A 17,450-nucleotide genomic window follows, 5' to 3' on the forward strand; every position below is an offset into this window, starting at 1 on the left:
CCGCTGGAGGTGGCCGGCCTCAGCCGTGTCCGTGCCCGGGCCGGTCAGCCCCAGGCGCCGGCCACCTGCTTGGTGGTGACGTTCAGCCGGTTGAAGAAGTTGGTCAGGGCGACCATCAGGATCAGTGCCGCCAGGCCCTTCTCGTCGTAGTGGGCCTTGGCGCGCTCCCAGACGTCGTCCGGCACCGGGTCGGTGCGGTCGGACAGCCGGGTGGCGGCCTCGGCCAGCTCCAGCGCGGCGCGCTCGGCGTCGGTGAAGTAGTTCGTCTCCCGCCAGGCGGCGACGGCGAACAGGCGCTCCTCGGTCTCGCCGGCCTTGCGGGCGCCGCGGGCTCCGGAGTCCACACAGGGGCTGCAGCCGTTGATCTGGCTCGCGCGCAGGTGGACCAGGTCCAGGGTCGTCTTGGGGACCCCGCCGGAGTAGACGGCCTTGTACATGTCCTGCACAGGCTGGGTGGCGTCAAGGATCATCGCCGGGTTCTGCAGGCGCGCTTCCATGGTTCTTCCTCTCTTCGATCAACATCGACGCCGCTCAGGCAGCGTCACTTCTATGACGAACGGGGGCGGACATGTGTGACAGCGGCAGGTCACCGGGTCGGCGGGGACCTGGCGGGTGGGTGCGGGGGCGGGCGCCGCGCCGCGGGGGAATCCGGCGCGGCGCCCTTCCGTCCGGCGCGCCGGTCAGGTGCCGACGTCGACGCGGGCGGTCTGTGCGGGGCGCTCGCCGAGGGGCGGCGCCTCGTCCTCGGGGTGGCCCGGGCGCCAGATGCGCGGGCCGATGCCGAGGGAGAGTGCGGGGATCAGCAGGCTGCGCACCAGGAAGGTGTCCAGGAGGATGCCGATCGCGATGAGCAGGCCCTGCTGCAGCGAGCCCACGGTGGGGATGGCGGCCAGGACACAGAAGGTGGCCGCCAGCACGACACCCGCGGAGGTGATGACGCCGCCGGTGACCGTGAGTCCGGTCAGGGTGCCCTCGCGGTGTCCGCGCAGCTTGACCTCCTCCCGGACCCGGGCCATCAGGAAGATCGTGTAGTCCACCCCGAGGGCGACCAGGAACAGGAAGCCGATCAGCAGCAGCCCGCGGTCGATGCGCGGATAGTCGATGGCGTGGAAGAGCAGGGAGGCGGCGCCGACGGCGGAGGCGTAGGAGAGCACCACCGAGACCAGCAGGACGAGCGGGGCGACCACCGCGCGCAGCACCAGGACCAGCATGAGCAGGACGACCGCGAGGATCAGCGGGATCAGCAGCATCTCCTCGTCCTTCTGGGCGTCGGAGGTGTCGAGCACGATCGCGGTCTGGCCGCCCACGACGGCGTCCGCGCTCTCTCCCCCGGCCCGGTCCAGTGCCGTGCGCATCCGTTCGACGGTGTCCTTGGCCGCCGCGGTGTCCGGGGCGTCCTCGAACACGGCCGTCAGGTGGGTCCAGCCGCCCGCGGTGCGCTCATTGGCCGCGGACTCCACGCCGGAGACGTCCTTGACGGTGCGCAGGGCGGTGTCGGCCGCGCCGGCGGGCACGTAGATGTCGGCGGGTGCCGCGGAGCCCGCGGGGAAGTGTTCGGCCAGCAGCTTCTGGCCCTCGACGGAGTCGACGGTCTTGGTGAACTGCTCGGCCTGGGTCTGGCCGGTCTCCACCGTGGTGGTGCCGAGGGCCAGGGCGGCCAGGATGCCCAGGGAGGCGGCCCAGATCAGGCGGGGCCTGCGGCCCACGGCCTGCGCCACGCGGGCCCAGGCGCCGTGTTCCTTCTCCACGCTCGCGTCGTAGCCGGGGGTGTGGCGCGGCACGAAGGGCCAGAACGTCCAGCGGCCCAGGATGACGAGCAGGGCGGGCAGCAGCGAGGTCATCGCCAGGAAGACCACCGCGATGCCGATCGCCACCACCGGGCCCAGGCCCTGGGTGGAGTTCATGCTGCCGAAGACCAGGCAGAGCGTGGCGACGCCCACCGTGGCCGCGGAGGCCGCCAGCGCCGGCATGGAGCGGCCCACGGCGATCTGCATCGCCTCGTGCCGGTCCGCGTGGCGGTGCAGTTCCTCGCGGTAGCGGGCGATGAGCAGCAGGGCGTAGTCGGTGCCCACGCCCACGCACAGGATCATCAGGATGTAGGCGCTGAGCCCGTTGACGAGCAGGCCCGCGTGTTTGGCCAGCAGATAGACGACGCCGCTGGCGACCTGGCTGGCCAGGAAGACGGTCAACAGCGGCACCAGCCACAGCACGGGGCTGCGGTAGGTCAGCAGGAGCAGCAGCGCGACGACGCCCAGGGCCGCGCCCAGCAGCGCCCCGTCCATGCCGCTGTAGACCTCGGCGAAGTCGCGGACGCTGCCGGCCTCGCCGGCGACGCGGATGTCCAGGCCGCCGGGTGCGCCGTCCTTGACGATGTCCTCGGACTCGCTCACGGCGTCGGTGAGGACCGCGTTGTCGCTGGGGCTGGTGCGCAGCGGGTAGCTGAGGAAGGCGGCCTTGCCGTCCTCGGAGACCTCGGGCTGGGGCACGTCGCCCACCGCGACGTCGTTCTCCAGCTCGGTGCGGTCCGCGGCGATCTTCTGCCGGTCGGCGTCGGTGAGTCCCTCGCCGCGGGCGTAGATGATGATGGCGGTGCTGCTGTCCTTGTCGGCGAAGTGCTTCTCCGCCAGTTCCACCGCCTGGGTCGACTGGGCGCTGGAGGGCAGCCAGGTCTCGGGATCGTTGTCCTGGACGTCTCCCAGCTTGGCCGCGAGGGAGCCGCCCGCCATGATCAGCACCAGCCAGATGACGAGCACGGCCCACTTGGAGCGGCGGCCGCTGACCATTCGGGCGTAACGGGTCAGGAAACCGGCCGCGCCGCCCGGATCGTCACTGTGCGTTGCTGGTCGCCGACGTAGAGTTGTCATGGATGCTCGCAAAGGGTCAGGGAGCCTGCTCTCGACAGCTCCGAGCTGAATCCGGGAGAGAGCGCGACCAGGGGCGCGGGGCCTGCCGTACCCGGCGGCTTCCGCATCCCGTCACACGCGGGTGGTCCCGTTCGTCACTGCTATGACGCCCGGCAGCGCGAAGATGTGACAGGCGTTTGTCACACACCGACCGGGATCGAAGGGGACGACGGTGGTCATGCAGGAAAACGAACGGTTGGCACGCGCGTTCGAGGAGAAGCGTCCGCGGCTGCAGGCCGTGGCCCACCGCATGCTCGGTTCGTCCGATGAGGCCGAGGACGCCGTGCAGGAGGCCTGGATCAGGCTGCACCGCAGCGAGACCGACAGCGTGGAGAACCTCGACGGCTGGCTCACCACGGTGGTGGGCCGGGTCTGCCTGGACATGCTCCGCGCCCGCAACCGCCGCGAGGAGTTCCTCGCCGAGCACGCCGAGCCCGCGGGCGAGCCCCGCACCGAGGATCTCTCCGACCCGGAACACGCGGCCGTGCTGGCCGACTCCGTGGGGCTGGCGATGCTGGTGGTCCTGGACACGCTCGACCCGGACGAGCGGCTCGCCTTCGTCCTGCACGACACCTTCGCCGTGCCGTTCGCCGACATCGCCGCGATCATCGGGCGCAGTCCGGCGGCCACCCGGCAGCTGGCCAGCCGGGCCCGCCGGCGCGTGCACGGCGCCTCTCCGCTGCCCGACCTGCAGCGCCAGCACCAGGTCGTGGACGCGTTCCTGACCGCCGCGCGCAGCGGCGAGTTCGAGCGGCTGCTGACCCTGCTGGCCCCCGACGCCACCATGCACGCCGACGACACGGCGGTACGCATCGGGGCCGCGCCGCTGACCGAGGGCGCCCGGGGCGTGGCGAGCATCTTCTCCGGCGGCGCCGAGGCGGCCCGCATCGCGCTCATCGACGGGTCGGTGGGCGCCGTGTGGCAGTCCAAGACCCGCCCGATCGTGGTCTTCAACTTCACCATCGAGGACGGAAAGATCGCCGCCATCGACCTGGTGGCCGGACCCGAGCGGCTGAAGGAGCTGGACATCGTGGTGCTGGACGCCTGAGCGGCCGCTCTCGCTGTTTCGTCCCGCCGGGGACGAAACAGCGGGGACGAAACGGTGGGGACGAAACGGCGGAGGCGGGCGCCGGTCGCTCAGCCGATGGTCCACCGCTGCGTGCGGTCGTTGCGGTCGCACGTGGCCGTCCGGTAGAGGCCGCCGTAGGTCTGGTAGAGGCAGAGGCGGGTCGCGGTGTTCCGGAGCATGACCGCACTGGCCGGCGCGGGCTGGATGACCTGCCACAGCTGGTTGTTCCCGCCGTTGCAGTCGCCTATGTAGACGTCCCGCTCCTTGTTGCTGTCCAGGCAGTGGTCCCAGACGTAGTTCTGGAGTGTCGAGGAGGTGTTGGTGGTGCCGGTCCACCGCCAGTACTGCTCGCTGTAGGACTTGTCGCAGGACAGGGCCCACAAGTTGAAGTAGTGGTTCTCCGCGATGCACTGCTTGTACTCGTAGTTCGCGAACCGGTCCAGGGACGCCGCGGTCTCAGCGGCGGCGGCCGTCCCCGGTACCGCCAGGGTCAGCGACAGGGCGAGCCCCACCGACGTCCCGACGACCGACACGGCCTGCTTGATCCTTCTCCTTGAAATGGACAAGATCGTTTCCTCCCAATCGCCTGGTGGCTCCTGCGAGTTGGTGTCGGCACATGGTCGCAGGCGATCGTCTTGATCGGGGCAGACAGACACAGACACTGAGCCGGGGCCGGTGCCGGGGCCGGGGCCGCGCGGTCGGTCAGCTTCCGGGGACGGCGGGGGCGGCGGCCGGGGGCAGGCACTCCTCCAGGAATGCCAGGGCCCGCAGGTGGTAGGCGCGGGCCGCCCAGCCCAGGCTGATGTTGTGGCCCGCGTCCGGCTGACGCTCGAGCAGGACGCGGGGGGCGGCGGTGAACCCGGCCGCCAGCGCGGCCAGTTCACCCTCGTCCTGGCGCCACCACCCCTCGTGCTCGGCGAAGGTGAGCCGTACCGGCACCCGCACCCGGGCCGCGAGCCGGTCGAACGCGCCCGGCCAGGACGCCAGGTCGGCGGCCTCCCGCGCGGGCATCGGCGCCACCACGCCCGCACTGGCCCGGAAGGTGCCCGGCGGATACAGCCGCAGCGGTCCCCAGTGCCGCCGCCGGTTTCCGGGGCGCCCGCCGCGTACCTCGTCCTCGGCGTCCGGCGCGTACCGCCGGCCGCAGCCCGAGACGTCCACACCCAGCAGCCCGTCGCCGGGCTGCGCGTGCGCGGCGGCCGACAGGGCGAGCTTGCCGCCGAAGGAGTGCGCCAGCAGGAAGACGCCCGCGCCCACGCGGTGGCGGCGGGCGAAGTCGGCGATGGCCGCGCGCAGCAGGGGGCTCTGTTCGGCGACCGGCAGCCCGCCGGGCAGCGCGGCGGCGGACCGGCCGTAGCCGGGGCGGTCCACCGCCAGCACCGTGTAGCCCAGCCGGGCCCCGAGCCGGAGCAGGGACAGTTCCGGGCGGGCCGCCCCGTCGAAGTACCCGGCGCTCATGCCACCGCCGTGCACCGCCACGACGAGCGCGCGCGGGTCGGCCCCGGCGGGTTCGCTCAGCAGGGCGGACAAGGTGAGCCCGGCCGCGTCCAGGACGATCGGGCGGACCACCTCGCCGTCCGGGGCGGCGCGATGGACCTGGCCGGCGGGTTTCTCGCCCGCGATCCCCGCACTGGTGGGTTCCGTGCCGGTGGCCTCCACGCCGACAGCCTCCTCACCGACGGGCACCTCGCCGATGGGTTCCGCGCCGGCGGGCTGCTCGCCGGCGAGCTCCGCACTGGTGGGTTCCGTGCCGGCGGGCTCCACGCCGACAGCCTCCTCACCGACGGGCACCTCGCCGATGGGTTCCGCGCCGGCGGGCTGCTCGCCGGCGAGCTCCTCGCCGAGGAGCGCCACGCTGGCGGGCTCCACGCCGACACCCTCCTCACCGACGGGCACCTCGCCGATGGGTTCCGCGCCGGCGGGCTGCTCGCCGGCGGGCTCCGCGCCGACGAGCGCCACGCTGGCGGGCTCAGCGCCGACGGGCTCCTCACCGGCCCGTTCCGCACCGACGAGCGCCACGCTGGCGGGTTCCTCACCGGCAGGCTCAGCGCCGATGTGCTCCCCGCCGACAGCCTCCTCATCGACGGACTCCCCGCCGATGGGCTTCTCACCGACGGACTCCGTGCGCCGTGGATCGGCCGTGGCCGGCCCAGGGGCCGTTGCCACTACGCGGCTCGACCCTCGCCGAACCACCGGGCCAGCGCGCCGGAAAGCCCGTCCGGTGAGCCCTCCCCCGTCCACACCACGTGCCCGTCGGGACGCACCAGGACCGCGTCCAGACCGGCCAGCACGTCACTGGCGCCCTCCACCGGCTTGGCGGTGGCCGTCACTACATCGACGCGGTCGGCCCAGCGGGCGGCGATGTCACGGACGCCGGCGTCGTCGGCCAGGTCGAGCAGGACGCCGCGCGCCGGGTGCAGCAGGCGCAGCGTGTCGCTCTCGCCGTCGGCTCCGGTCAGCGGGCGCTTGGCCAGACGGCGGCCGAGCAGGGGGTGGGCGGGGGCCGCCGCCGCCCCCTGCTGACCGGCAGCGCCGGACACGCCGGACACGCCGGGTGCGCCGGGTGCGCCGGGTGCGCTGGATGCCTTGGGTGCGCCGGGTACGCCGGACACCTCGGGGGCGCCGGACGCGCCGGATGCGACGGATGCCTCCGGGGCGTTCACCTCGTACCGGATGTCGAGATGGCTGACGATGCCCGCCAAGTGGCGTTTGACCTCGTCGTGTTCGATGAGTTCGGTGAACAGGGCCCGCAGCGGGTCCGACTGTTCGCCGCCCAGGAACACGATGCCCTGCGCGCGGGTGTTCATCAGCAGTCGTCGGCCGACCGGGTGCCGCTCCGCGTGGTAGGTGTCCAGGAGTGCGGCCGGGGCGGTGCCGCGCACCGTGGCGGCCAGCTTCCAGCCGAGGTTGGCCGCGTCCTGCACGCCGGTGCTCAGCCCCTGCCCGCCGGCCGGCAGGTGGATGTGGGCCGCGTCGCCCGCAAGCAGGACCCGGCCGCGCCGGTACTGGCCGCTCTGGCGGGTGGCGTCGCTGAAGGAGCTCACCCACTGGGCGCTGCCGCCGCTGATGTCCTCGCCGGTGATGCGCTGCCAGGCCGCGGCGACCTCGGCGAAGGTGACGTCGTCGTCCCGGTCACGGGCCGGCACACCGTGCGGGCAGACGATGATGCGGTCCACGCCCTCCTTGAGCGGCGCCGCCATCACCATGCCGTGCGGCAGCCGTTCGCCCAGGAAGCGGGGCTTGAGCCCGCAGCCCTCGACGTCGGCCAGGAACATGGTGCGGCTTGCGGGCAGTCCGGGGAAGTCGAAGCCGGCCGCCCTGCGGATGCCGCTCTGTCCGCCGTCGCAGCCCACCAGGTAGGCGGCGCGCAGCTGCCGGGTCCCGTCCGGGGTCGCGACGGTGGCCTCGACGTGGTCGCCGTCCAGGAAGCCCTCGGCCAGGCCCAGGACGTCCCAGCCGCGCCGGATGTCCGCGCCGAGCTCCAGCGCCCACGCCTCCAGGACGGCCTCGGTCTCGTTCTGCGGGATGCCGCGGGCCCCGAAGTGCGCGTCCTCCAGCGTGGTGTAGTCGAACTGCACCCCGCCGAAGTGGCCCAGGGGGCTTGTCGCGAGCGTCTCGCCCTGCCCGAACCGCGGCAGCAGTCCGCGCTGGTCGAACACCTCCATGGCCCGGGCGGTGAAGCCCAGCCCCCGGGACTGCCCGGTCGGCTCGGCCAGGCGCTCGACGACGGTGACGCGGGCTCCGCCCAGGCGCAGTTCGCCCGCGAGCATCAGCCCCGTCGGTCCGGCGCCGACCACGATGACGTCGGTGTCCACCGCTGTCCCTGCCATGATTGTCCTGCCTCTCCTCGCTCGGATCTGATCTGTGGTGTGGCTCGAAGGCGCTCGTGCGGCACGGCGGCGGCCGGCGGGCGAGGGCGGGCGGGCGGCGGGTCAGCGGGGGGTGCCGAACCAGCGCTCCAGGGCGGCCGCGAGCTCTCCGTCGCCGGGCCGCGCGCCCGTGTCCGCCGCCCAGATGACGTAGCCGTCCGGGCGCACCGCCACCGCGCTCACCTTGTCCAGTTCGCCGGGCTCGCCGCCCGGCTCCGGGCGGGCCGCCACCAGGTCGATGCGGTCGGCCCACCCCTCCCCCACGGCCGGCACCCGGCCCTCCAGGCCGAGCAGCAGCCCGCGCCCGGACCTGAGCAGTTCCAAGGTGGTGCAGGTGGAGCTGCCCACCCGCAGCCGGGCGTGCGGCAGCCGCAGGCCGGCCAGGCGGTGGCCGGATCCGCAGCCGGCGTAGCGGATGTCGAGGCCGCTGACCATTCCGGCGAGGCGGGTGCGCACCCGCTCGTGGGGCAGCAGTTCGGCCAGGACAGTGCGCAGCGGCTCCACCTCGCGGCTGCCCAGCAGCAGCAGTGCCTGGGCGCGGATGTTGGCCAGGACGGCGCTGCCCACCGCGTGGCGTTCCTCGTGGTAGGTGTCCAGCAGGTTTTCGGGGGCGTGGCCGGCCAGGACGGCGGCGAGTTTCCAGCCGAGGTTGAAGGCGTCCTGCAGGCCCAGGTTGAGGGCCTGGCCGCCGATGGGCATCTGGCGGTGGGCGGCGTCGCCCGCGTACAGCACGCGGCCGTGCCGGTACTGCGCGAGCTGGCGGTTGGCGTCGTCGAAGTGGTTGACCCACAGGGGGGTGCCGGCGCTGATGTCCTCGCCGGTCACCCGCTGCCAGGCGGCGGCCATCTCCTCGAAGCGGGGCGGTCGGCTGCGCTGTCGTACGGCTGCTCCGAACTCGTGGACCATCACCCGGGTCACTCCGTCGGGGCGGCGCGCGGCGATGGCCAGGCCGCGCGGCAGCCGCTCGAAGCGCCGGTCGGGGATGTCGATGCCCTCGACGTCGGCGCGCAGCAGTTCGCGGCGGGCCTCCTGGCCGGGGAAGTCGGCTCCGGTCAGGCGGCGCACGGTGGAGTCCTGGCCGTCGCAGGCCACCAGGTAGCGGCCGCGCAGCCGGACGGGGCGGCCGTCGCGGCCGACGGCTTCGGCCTCGACCATCTCGCCGTCCTGGGTGAGGTCGAGCAGTTGCAGCCGGTGGCCGCAGCGGATGTCCGCGCCGAGGGAGAGCGCCCACTCCTCCAGGACGGACTCGGTCTTGGTCTGGGGCACCTTGTGCTGGCCGGGGTGGGCGCCGGGCAGGGTGAGGTCCAGGGGCAGGCCGCCGAAGTGCCCGCGCGCTTCGGTGGGCGGGCTGCCGAGGTCGGTGAGCAGGCCGCGGCTGTCGAAGATCTCCATGGTGCGGGCGTGCAGGGTGGAGGCCCTCGACTCCTTGGTGGGGCGGTGGCGCTGCTCGACGACGGCCACCTGGATGCCGTGCAGGCACAGTTCGGCGGTGAGCAGCAGCCCCACGGGCCCGGCGCCGACGACGATGACCTGGGTGTCCATCACCTCGGTCGCCTCGGCCGCGTCGGTCGCCTGGGTGCGGCCCGGGCCGGGCCCGCGGGTGCGGTCGGCGTCCTGGGCGGCCATGTCAGCGCTTCCGCTCCGCGTAGTCCTTGGCGTGCCCCAGGGTGGCGCGGCTGTTGGTGCTCAGCGCGCTGTGCACGTACGCGCGGGCATCGGCGACGGTGGCCTGCTCGCCGAGAATCTTGGCGATGTTGGCGGTGTTGATGGACACGGTGTGCTGCGAGCTCGCCTCGGTGGTGCCCGGGCCGGTTTCGGTGAACGTCCATATGCCGGTGTGCAGGGTCATCAGGGCGGGCAGGGTGACCTGCTTGTAGGCGATTTTGCGGGCGTCCAGGGCGACCCGGTAGGACTTGGTGGTGTGCACCGAGCCGTCCTTGGCGCGGGTGTCCATCTCCAGGATCTGCAGTCCCGGGGCGGGTTCTTCGAAGCGTACGGTGGCCACGTGCGGCAGCCGCTCGGGCCACCGGTCGGCTTCGTTGACGAAGTCGAAGACGTCCTTGGCGGCGCCGTCGATGTGCACGGTGTCGGTGAAGGAGAAGAGGAGTTTCTCGCTCTCCGCGGCGTGGGCCTGTTCGACGTTGTCCTTGAGGGCGGCCAGTTCCGAGGTGCTGTTGGTGTCCACGGCCTGGTCGATCCACCGCAGGTCCTGCGGGTCGTCGTCGATGGCCCGGTAGTCGTGCAGCAGCCGGACCCGGGAGCTGTCGGTGCCCAGCGGTTCGACGATCCAGGTGCCGCCCATCGCGGCGACCGGCGCGGTGGTGATCTCCTGGCGGAAGTCGATGCGCAGGGCTTCGGGGTCCAGGGTGCGGCGCGATGTCCAGTTCTTGGCCTGGCCGTTGGCGGTGGCCCAGATGTGGATGCGCTCCTGGTGGGCGCCGGTGTCCTGGCGTTCGACGTGGATGGTGGGCGGGAAGATCTGCGGCCAGTGGCTCACGTCCGCCAGCAGGCGGTAGACCGTGGCCGCGGGCGCGCCGATGGTGATCTCGTGCTCGACCTGACGCGTCGTCATGTCTGGGGCTCCTTGGGCGGGGCGGTCGGGGCGGTTTTCAGAAGTTGCCGAGGCCGCCGCAGACGTTGAGCGCCTGGGAGGTGATGGAGGCGGCGGTGTCGGAGGCCAGGTAGCCGATCAGGCCGGCGACTTCCTCGGGGGTGCTGTAGCGGCCGAGGGGGATCTTGGCCTGGAACTTGGTGAGGATCGCCTCCTCGGTGGTGTCGTAGGCGGCGGCGTAGCCCTGGCGCACCCGCTGGGCCATCGGCGTCTCCACGTAGCCGGGGCAGACGGCGTTGACGGTGATGCCGGTGGGGGCCAGTTCGTTGCCGAGCGCCTTGGTGAAGCCGACGACGCCGTGCTTGGAGGCGGAGTAGGGGGCGCCCAGCACGACGCCCTGTTTGCCCGCGGTGGAGGCGACGTTGATGATGCGGCCCCGCTCCTGGGTGCGCATGCCGCCGGTGGTGAGCACCGCGCGGGTCATGCGGAAGACGCTGTTGAGGTTGGTGTCGATCACGTCGTCCCACAGCTCGTCGGTGAGGTCCGCGGTGACGCCGCCGCCGGAGCGGCCGGCGTTGTTGACCAGGACGTCGATGCGGCCGTAGCGGTCGACGGCGGCCTGGACGAAGGCGGTGACGGAGGCGCCGTCGCGTACGTCCAGCACCTGGCCCTCGGCCTCCAGGCCGTCGTTGCGCAGGGCCTTGACGGTCGCGATGACGTCGCTCTCGGTGCGCGCGCCCAGGAAGACCAGGTGGCCCTGGCCGGCCAGCAGCCGGGCGGTGGCCAGGCCGATGCCGCTGGTGGCGCCGGTGATGAGCGCGACGCGGGAGGTGGACTGTGTCATGGCGGGTGTCCTCTCAGGCCACGCGGGCGGCGGCCAGCCGCTCGTTGACGGTGTCGATCAGTTCCCGGGGGGTCAGGGCGTCGGTCAGCGTGTCGTCGTCGAGCGATATGCCGTACTCGCGCTCGATGCAGCCGCCGGTCTCCAGCAGGGCGAGCGATTCGTAGCCCAGCAGGGCGAAGGTGGTGTCCAGGATGTCGTCGGGCCGGGCGGCCTCGTCGGCGCCCGCGGCCTCGACGAGGATGCGCTTGAGGTCGGCGAGGGTGAAAGGTCGGTCGGTCATGGTTGGTGTTTCCTTCGTCTCGGGTCCGGCCGGCGCGGCGGTGCTCGCCTCGCCGGGGCGCGGGCGGCTCACTGCCCGGCGCGCACGACCATCGCGGAGTTGAACCCGCCGTGGCCGCGGGCCAGCACCAGCGCGGTGCGCAGGGTGGCCGGGCGCACCTGGTACAGGACCAGGTCCAGGTCGTACTCGGGGCAGGGGTCGATGTGGACGGTGGGCGGGATGACGCCGGCCCGCATGGCAAGCAGCGCGCAGGCCACGTCCAGGGGTGCGGCGCCGGAGTGCAGGCGGCCGGTCATCGTCTTGGGCACGGTGACCGGGACGCGGCCGGAACCGAAGACCTCGCTGATCGCCGCGGCCTCGGCCCGGTCCAGTTCGGGCACGCCCGCGCCGTCGGCGAAGACCACGTCGATGTCGCCGGGGTCGGTGCCGGCGTCGTCCAGGGCGGTGCGGATGGCGGTGCGCAGGGTGGAGCCGCGGCCGCTGTGCGGGGGCGGGTCGATGGTCGCCCCGTAGCCGGCGAGTTCGCCGTAGACCTGGGCGCCGCGGGCGCGGGCCGCCTCGGTGGACTCCAGGGTGAACAGCGCCCCGCCCTCGCCGGGCACGTAGCCGCGGGCGTCGCGGTCGAAGGGCAGGTAGGCGCGGGTGGGTTCGTCGCTGTCGCTCATCCGCCCGCCGGCGAGCTGGGCGACCCAGCCCCAGGGGCAGACCGAGGCGTCCACGGCGCCGCACACGATCAGCGGGGTGCCCTTGCGCACCAGCCGTCTGGCCTGTGCCAGCGCGTCCAGGCCGCCGGCCTGGTCGCTGACGAGGACGCCGCTTGGCCCCTTCATGCCGTGCCGGATGGAGATCTGGCCGCTGTTGACCGCGTAGAACCAGGCGAAGGACTGGTAGGCGGAGACGAACTGGCTGCCCTTGGCCCACAGTTTCTGCAGTTCGTCCTGGCCGAACTCGAAGCCGCCGGCGTGGCTGGCGGTGACCACGCCCATGTCCAGCGGGTCGAAGGCGGCCACGTCCACGCCGGCGTCCGCCAGCGCCCAGTCCGCGGCGGCCAGCGAGAGCCGGGTGACGCGGTCGGTCTGCGGCAGCAGCCGGCCCGGCAGGTGCTCGGCGGCCTCGAACCCGGGGATCTCGCCCGCCAGTTGGGCGGGATAGCCCGAGGGGTCGAAGCGGGTGATGCGGCCGATGCCGCTCTTGGCGCCGAGGGTGGCCGCCCAGTAGTCGGCCGCGCCCAGTCCGTTGGGGGCGGCGATGCCCATGCCGGTGACCGCGACCGGGGTCATACGGTGCTCCTTTGCGCGCTGGTGAGCACCATGGCGCTCTGGAATCCGCCGAAGCCGCTGCCGACCGTCAGCACGGAGTCGACCCGCTGGTCGCGGGCCGTCAGCGGCACGTAGTCCAGGTCGCATTCGGGGTCCGGCGTGTGCAGGTTGGCCGTGGGCGGCACGACGTCGTACTCCATCGCCAGGGCGGAGGCGGCGATCTCGATGGAGCCGATGGCGCCCAGCGAGTGGCCCACCATCGACTTGATGGAGCTGACCGGGGTGCGGTAGGCGTGCTCGCCCAGTGCCTTTTTGAACGCGGCCGTCTCGTGCCGGTCGTTCTGCTTGGTGCCCGAGCCGTGGGCGTTGATGTAGTCGATCTGCTCGGGGTCGAGCCGGGCCTCGTCCAGGGCCAGGCGGATGGCCTCGGCCATCTCCGCGCCGTCCCGGCGCAGTCCGGTCATGTGGTAGGCGTTGGAGCGGGTGGCGTAGCCGGCGATCTCGGCGTAGATGTGGGCGCCCCTGCGGCGGGCGCTGTGCAGTTCCTCCAGGACGAAGAAGGCGGCGCCCTCGCCGAGCACGAAGCCGTTGCGGGTGCTGTCGAAGGGCCGCGAGGCCTGGGCGGGCGCGTCGTGGCGCGGGGTGGTCGCCTTGATCGCGTCGAAGCACGCCATGGTGATCGGTGAGATCGGCGCGTCCGACGCCCCGGCGACCATGACGTCGACGGATCCCTCGCGCACCAGCTCCACGGCGTAGCCGACGGCGTCGATGCCCGAGGTGCAGCCGGTGGAGACGACCGTGGAGGGCCCCTCGGCGCCGACCGCCCAGGCCACCTCCGCCGCGAAGGAGCTGGGCACCAGGTAGTTGTACAGGTGCGGCACGGCGTAGCGGTGGTCGACCAGGTCGAGGCGGCCGCCGTCGCTGACGACGCGGTATTCGTCGTCCAGGCCCATGGTGGCGCCCACCGCGCTGCCCACGACCACGCCGACGCGGTGGGGCGGGTGGGCGGCCAGTTCGGCGCCGCTGTCCTCGACCGCGCCGCGCGCCGTGACCACGGCGAACTGCGCGGCCCGGTCCATGCGCCGTACCTCTTGCGGGGTCAGGCCGTTCTCCAGGCCGCAGAAGTCGGCCTCGGCCGCCACCTTGGAGCGGAACGGCGCGGGGTCGAAGAAGGTGATGCCCCGGGTCGCGGTGCGGCCCTCGCTGAGCAGCTGCCAGAACTCTTTTCGGCCCAGGCCGCCGGGGGCCAGGACCTCGATGCCGGTGATGACCACGCGGCGCTGCGTCATGCGCCGGCCTCCCAGGAGTAGAAGCGCTTGGCCATGGCGTCGGCCGGGGAGCGCCAGGTCGCCGGGTCGTAGGCCTCGATGTGCGGCTTGAGGTCCTCGCTGATCCTGACGAAGCGCGGATCGTCCTTGGCCAGTTCGATCCGGGAGCCTCCGTCGTCGCTGTCGAAGTCCTGGAGGTGGAAGTAGAGGCCGCGGTAGGCGAAGAGCTGACGGCGCCGGGTCCCCATCCGGTGGGGCATGTCGGTGGCGTCGAAGTCGGAGAACAGTTCGGCGACGTCGTGGCTGGAGTCGATCGCCATCCGGGCCACGATCAGCGTGCTGTGCATACCTCGCTCCTTGCGGTGGGCGCCGGGCGCTGGGCACGACAGGGTCAGGGCCGGCGGGCCTGCGTCGGGCGGGCCGGGGCCGGGCGGGGGCGCCCGGCCCCCGGCGGGCGGCCGGGCGCCGGGTGTGCTCGACGGGCCGGCCCGCGCGGCCGGCCCCGGGCAGGGGCAGGGCTCAGGCGCCCGCGGCGCGGCTGTGGATGACCCGGTAGGAGTTCCAGTCGCTCTCGGTCTTCAGGGCGTTGATGCGCGCCTCGGACTTCTGGCGGGTCTCGGACTGCTGCGCCAGGGGCTGGTGGCGGTGGGCGTCGTACTGCTCCTTGCTCGCCCACTGCGAGTAGACGACGACGAAGGGCCCGTCCAAAAAGCGGGCGCGCAGGCCCTTGAAGACGCTGTGCGAGCGGTAGCCGTCCACGTCCACGAGCCAGGACTGGCCCTCGCCCAGCTCCGCGATCAGCTCGTCCTGGTTGCCTTCGGCGACCTTGAAGATCTCGATGACGGTGTGGTCGTCGCGGTCGGGCGAGACCTCGGTCGCCTCGCCCTGGGAGGGGTGGCGCTGGGTGTGGACGATCTCGCTCTGCAGCAGCCGGATCGAGGTCGTGATGTCCTGGAAGACGGGCAGCGTGCGGTGCTTGAACTCCTCGCCCGCATACCGCTTCTCCAGGTCCTCGCCGCTGCGCCACTGGATGAAGTTGGCGGTGCCGGGGCTGTCCTGGCCGGCGTGCACGGTGGAGGAGATCCAGCCGTCGAAGGCCGCGGTGTCGACGATCTTCCGCATCTCCTGGATCAGCTTGTCCTGCTTGTCCGGCCGGTCGGTGGTGAACAGGTTGAGGACGGTCAGGTACTTGTCCTGGGTGGAGATGTAGGGCATGGCGGGGTGTCACTTCCTGTCAGGAATGGATGCGGACCGTGGGGCCGGGCGTCAGGCGGCGGGGCCGAACCAGCGCTCCAGTGCTCGGGGCAGGGTGTCGGCGCCCTGGTCGGGCGTGATCCAGGCGATGTAGCCGTCGGGGCGCAGCAGGATCCCGTCGGCCTCGGGCAGGTCCTGGCCGCGGTCCGCCTCGACGATGTCGACGCGGTCCGACCAGGCCTTGGCGGCATCGAGCAGCGGGCTGTCGCCGCCGAAGTCGAGCAGGACGCCCCGGCCGGCGCTCAGCAGGCCGTAGACGCTCCTGCGCTGTCCGTCGCAGGTCAGTTCGGCGTCCTGGAGGCGCCGGCCGAGCAGCGGGTGCTCGCCCGCGCCCACCTCGTGGCGGATGTCGAGTCCGGTGACCATGCCGACGAGGTGGGTCTGCACCGACTCGTACTGCGTGAGCTCGGTGAACACGTCCAGCAGCGGGGTGATCTCCTCGCCGCCGAGGTAGAGGATGCGCTGGGCCAGGGTGTTGGTGAGGATGCGGGCGCCGACCGGGTGCCGCTCGCTGTGGTAGGTGTCCAGCAGTGCGTCGGGGGCCAGCCCCTTGAGGACCAGCGCCAGTTTCCAGCCGAGGTTGACCGCGTCCTGCACGCCGGCGCTCATGCCCTGGGCGCCGATGGGCAGGTGGATGTGGGCGGCGTCGCCCGCCAGGAAGACCCGGCCGCGCCGGTACTCGGCGGCCTGCCGGCTCACATCGGTGGTGGAGCTCACCCACAGCGGGGTGGCCGCGTGGATGTCCTCGCCCGACAGCTTCTGGAAGGTGTCGGCGACCTCCTCGAAGGTGATCGGGTCGGCGCTCTTGCGCAGCGGTTCGGTGCGGTCGTAGTAGATGATGCGGCAGCGGTCCGGGCCCAGCGGCAGCACCATGATCATGCCGTCGGGCACCCGCTCGCCGGCGAACCGGGGCCGCAGCCGCACCCCGGCGATGTCGGCGAAGCGCAGCTCGATGGCCGGCTCGGTGCCGGGGAAGTCGATCCCGGCGGCGGTGCGCACCGCGCTGCGGGCGCCGTCGCACCCGATGACGTAACGCCCGCGCAGTTGGCCGCCGTCGGGCCCGGCCAGCTGCAGCGTGACGCCGTCGTCGTCCTGGACCAGGCCGGTGACCTCGACGGGCCGGCGGATGCGGGCACCCTGCTCGGTGGCCCAGCCGGCCAGCATCGCCTCGGTGCGGGACTGGGGTATCCCCCGCGCGCCGTAGGAACCGCCGCTGAGCACCCGGTAGTCCAGCGGCACTCCGCCGAAGTGCCCGGCGGGGATGACGTCGACCTCGCCGAGGCGGGACAGCAGCCCGCGCTGCCCGAATTCCTCGATGGTGCGCGCGGAGAATCCAAGAGCGCGTGACTGCTGCATCGGTTCGGCGAGCCTGTCGACCACGAGAACGGAAATTCCGTGCAGGCCGAACTCACCGGCAAGCATGAGTCCTGTGGGACCCGCACCTACGATGATCACGTCCGCGTCATAATTGTCCATCGTCGTCCATCCGCCCTCTTCTGGTTGATGTTTTACGAGTATGGACAGCGCCGGAGCGGGCGGTAAAGAGAAGCTGGTTCACGGCTTCTGCAGTCCAGTACAGAAACGTGCGGAGAATGTCAGATCTTCTACAGGCGGGGTTGGTCGGGGTGCCTTTGTGGGCCCATTCTCAAGCATGACCTCGACTGAAGCTGAAGCCTTCACTCCGGACACGGCCATGGTGGACGCCTTTACCGTGCGCGGGCTGCTGGACCGCTATCTCCTGGCGTTGGACACCGAAAAGCTCGACGACGCGTGGGCGCGCACGCTGTTCACCGAGGACGCCGTCGTCGCGTTCCCCCTGAGCCGGCACGAGGGAAGGGCCGGGCTCGCGGAATGGCACCGCAGCGCGCTGGCGCATTTCGCCCGCACCCAGCACCTGAATTCGCCCGCGGTGGTGGACTGCGCGGGCGACGAGGCGAGCCTGCGCGCCAACCTCGTCTCCACGCACGTGCACCATCCCGGCGGCGAGGGGCCCGAGTTGTTCACCACCGGCACCTCGGTGAGCGGCTCGGCCCGCCGCACCGCGGACGGCTGGCGGCTCACCCGGCTCTCCTTCGGGCTGATCTGGGTGGACGGGGTGCCGCCCGGCGCGCGCGGCTGATGACCCGCATGCCATCAGGGCCCTCACCAGGTGC

The 17,450-nt window shown here is 72.5% G+C and carries 16 protein-coding genes; 2 read left to right on the plus strand and 14 right to left on the minus strand.

Annotated features, from left to right (window positions below; genetic code table 11):
• Positions 1-44: 44 nt before the first annotated feature.
• Both ACZ56E_RS38210 and ACZ56E_RS38215 read right to left on the minus strand, forming a co-directional pair.
• On the minus strand, positions 45-497 hold the full coding sequence (locus tag ACZ56E_RS38210) for a carboxymuconolactone decarboxylase family protein (RefSeq protein WP_471221610.1): 453 nt from the start codon (positions 495-497) through the stop codon (positions 45-47).
• A gap of 183 nt (positions 498-680) precedes the next feature.
• Positions 681-2,864: an MMPL family transporter gene (locus ACZ56E_RS38215; protein ID WP_471221611.1), complete on the minus strand. Its 2,184-nt coding sequence runs from the start codon at positions 2,862-2,864 to the stop codon at positions 681-683.
• Between the two features lie 217 nt (positions 2,865-3,081).
• Here ACZ56E_RS38215 and ACZ56E_RS38220 point away from each other — a divergent pair, with 217 nt between their 5' ends.
• On the plus strand, positions 3,082-3,951 hold the full coding sequence (locus ACZ56E_RS38220; protein ID WP_471221684.1) for a sigma-70 family RNA polymerase sigma factor: 870 nt from the start codon (positions 3,082-3,084) through the stop codon (positions 3,949-3,951).
• A gap of 89 nt (positions 3,952-4,040) precedes the next feature.
• Here ACZ56E_RS38220 and ACZ56E_RS38225 read toward each other — a convergent pair whose 3' ends face one another.
• The 12 genes from ACZ56E_RS38225 to ACZ56E_RS38280 form a co-directional block, all read right to left on the minus strand.
• On the minus strand, positions 4,041-4,538 hold the full coding sequence (locus ACZ56E_RS38225) for an RICIN domain-containing protein (protein ID WP_471221612.1): 498 nt from the start codon (positions 4,536-4,538) through the stop codon (positions 4,041-4,043).
• A gap of 136 nt (positions 4,539-4,674) precedes the next feature.
• Positions 4,675-5,541, minus strand: a complete 867-nt coding sequence (locus ACZ56E_RS38230) for an alpha/beta hydrolase (RefSeq protein WP_471221685.1) — start codon at positions 5,539-5,541, stop codon at positions 4,675-4,677.
• Positions 5,542-6,137: 596 nt separating this feature from the next.
• The gene (locus ACZ56E_RS38235; RefSeq protein WP_471221613.1) at positions 6,138-7,802 is read right to left on the minus strand and encodes an FAD-dependent monooxygenase; all 1,665 of its coding nucleotides are present in this window, start codon (positions 7,800-7,802) and stop codon (positions 6,138-6,140) included.
• Between the two features lie 102 nt (positions 7,803-7,904).
• Positions 7,905-9,467, minus strand: a complete 1,563-nt coding sequence (locus ACZ56E_RS38240) for an FAD-dependent monooxygenase (protein ID WP_471221614.1) — start codon at positions 9,465-9,467, stop codon at positions 7,905-7,907.
• A 1-nt stretch (position 9,468) separates the two neighbouring features.
• The gene (locus ACZ56E_RS38245; RefSeq protein ID WP_471221615.1) at positions 9,469-10,413 is read right to left on the minus strand and encodes an aromatase/cyclase; all 945 of its coding nucleotides are present in this window, start codon (positions 10,411-10,413) and stop codon (positions 9,469-9,471) included.
• A gap of 37 nt (positions 10,414-10,450) precedes the next feature.
• Complete coding sequence (gene fabG / locus ACZ56E_RS38250; RefSeq protein WP_471221616.1) at positions 10,451-11,236, minus strand: 3-oxoacyl-ACP reductase FabG; 786 nt, start codon at positions 11,234-11,236, stop codon at positions 10,451-10,453.
• Positions 11,237-11,249: 13 nt separating this feature from the next.
• Positions 11,250-11,516 (minus strand): acyl carrier protein, encoded by a 267-nt coding sequence (locus ACZ56E_RS38255; protein ID WP_468612726.1) that lies wholly within the window; start codon positions 11,514-11,516, stop codon positions 11,250-11,252.
• A gap of 68 nt (positions 11,517-11,584) precedes the next feature.
• On the minus strand, positions 11,585-12,796 hold the full coding sequence (locus tag ACZ56E_RS38260; RefSeq protein ID WP_471221617.1) for a ketosynthase chain-length factor: 1,212 nt from the start codon (positions 12,794-12,796) through the stop codon (positions 11,585-11,587).
• The gene (locus ACZ56E_RS38265; protein WP_471221618.1) at positions 12,793-14,064 is read right to left on the minus strand and encodes a beta-ketoacyl-[acyl-carrier-protein] synthase family protein; all 1,272 of its coding nucleotides are present in this window, start codon (positions 14,062-14,064) and stop codon (positions 12,793-12,795) included. The genes ACZ56E_RS38260 and ACZ56E_RS38265 overlap by 4 nt, the downstream gene beginning before the upstream one ends.
• Entirely contained in the window at positions 14,061-14,390 is a 330-nt protein-coding gene (locus ACZ56E_RS38270) for a TcmI family type II polyketide cyclase (protein WP_471221619.1), read from the minus strand. The genes ACZ56E_RS38265 and ACZ56E_RS38270 overlap by 4 nt, the downstream gene beginning before the upstream one ends.
• Before the next feature lie 172 nt (positions 14,391-14,562).
• Positions 14,563-15,258: an antibiotic biosynthesis monooxygenase family protein gene (locus ACZ56E_RS38275; protein ID WP_471221620.1), complete on the minus strand. Its 696-nt coding sequence runs from the start codon at positions 15,256-15,258 to the stop codon at positions 14,563-14,565.
• A gap of 51 nt (positions 15,259-15,309) precedes the next feature.
• Positions 15,310-16,752 (minus strand): FAD-dependent monooxygenase, encoded by a 1,443-nt coding sequence (locus tag ACZ56E_RS38280; protein WP_471221621.1) that lies wholly within the window; start codon positions 16,750-16,752, stop codon positions 15,310-15,312.
• Between the two features lie 196 nt (positions 16,753-16,948).
• On the opposite strand from ACZ56E_RS38280, the gene ACZ56E_RS38285 reads away from it, so the two are divergent.
• A complete protein-coding gene (locus tag ACZ56E_RS38285) occupies positions 16,949-17,416 on the plus strand; it encodes a nuclear transport factor 2 family protein (RefSeq protein WP_468612714.1) in 468 nt (155 codons plus the stop codon).
• Positions 17,417-17,450: the final 34 nt, after the last annotated feature.

Source organism: Streptomyces sp. NPDC039480 (assembly GCF_055597165.1).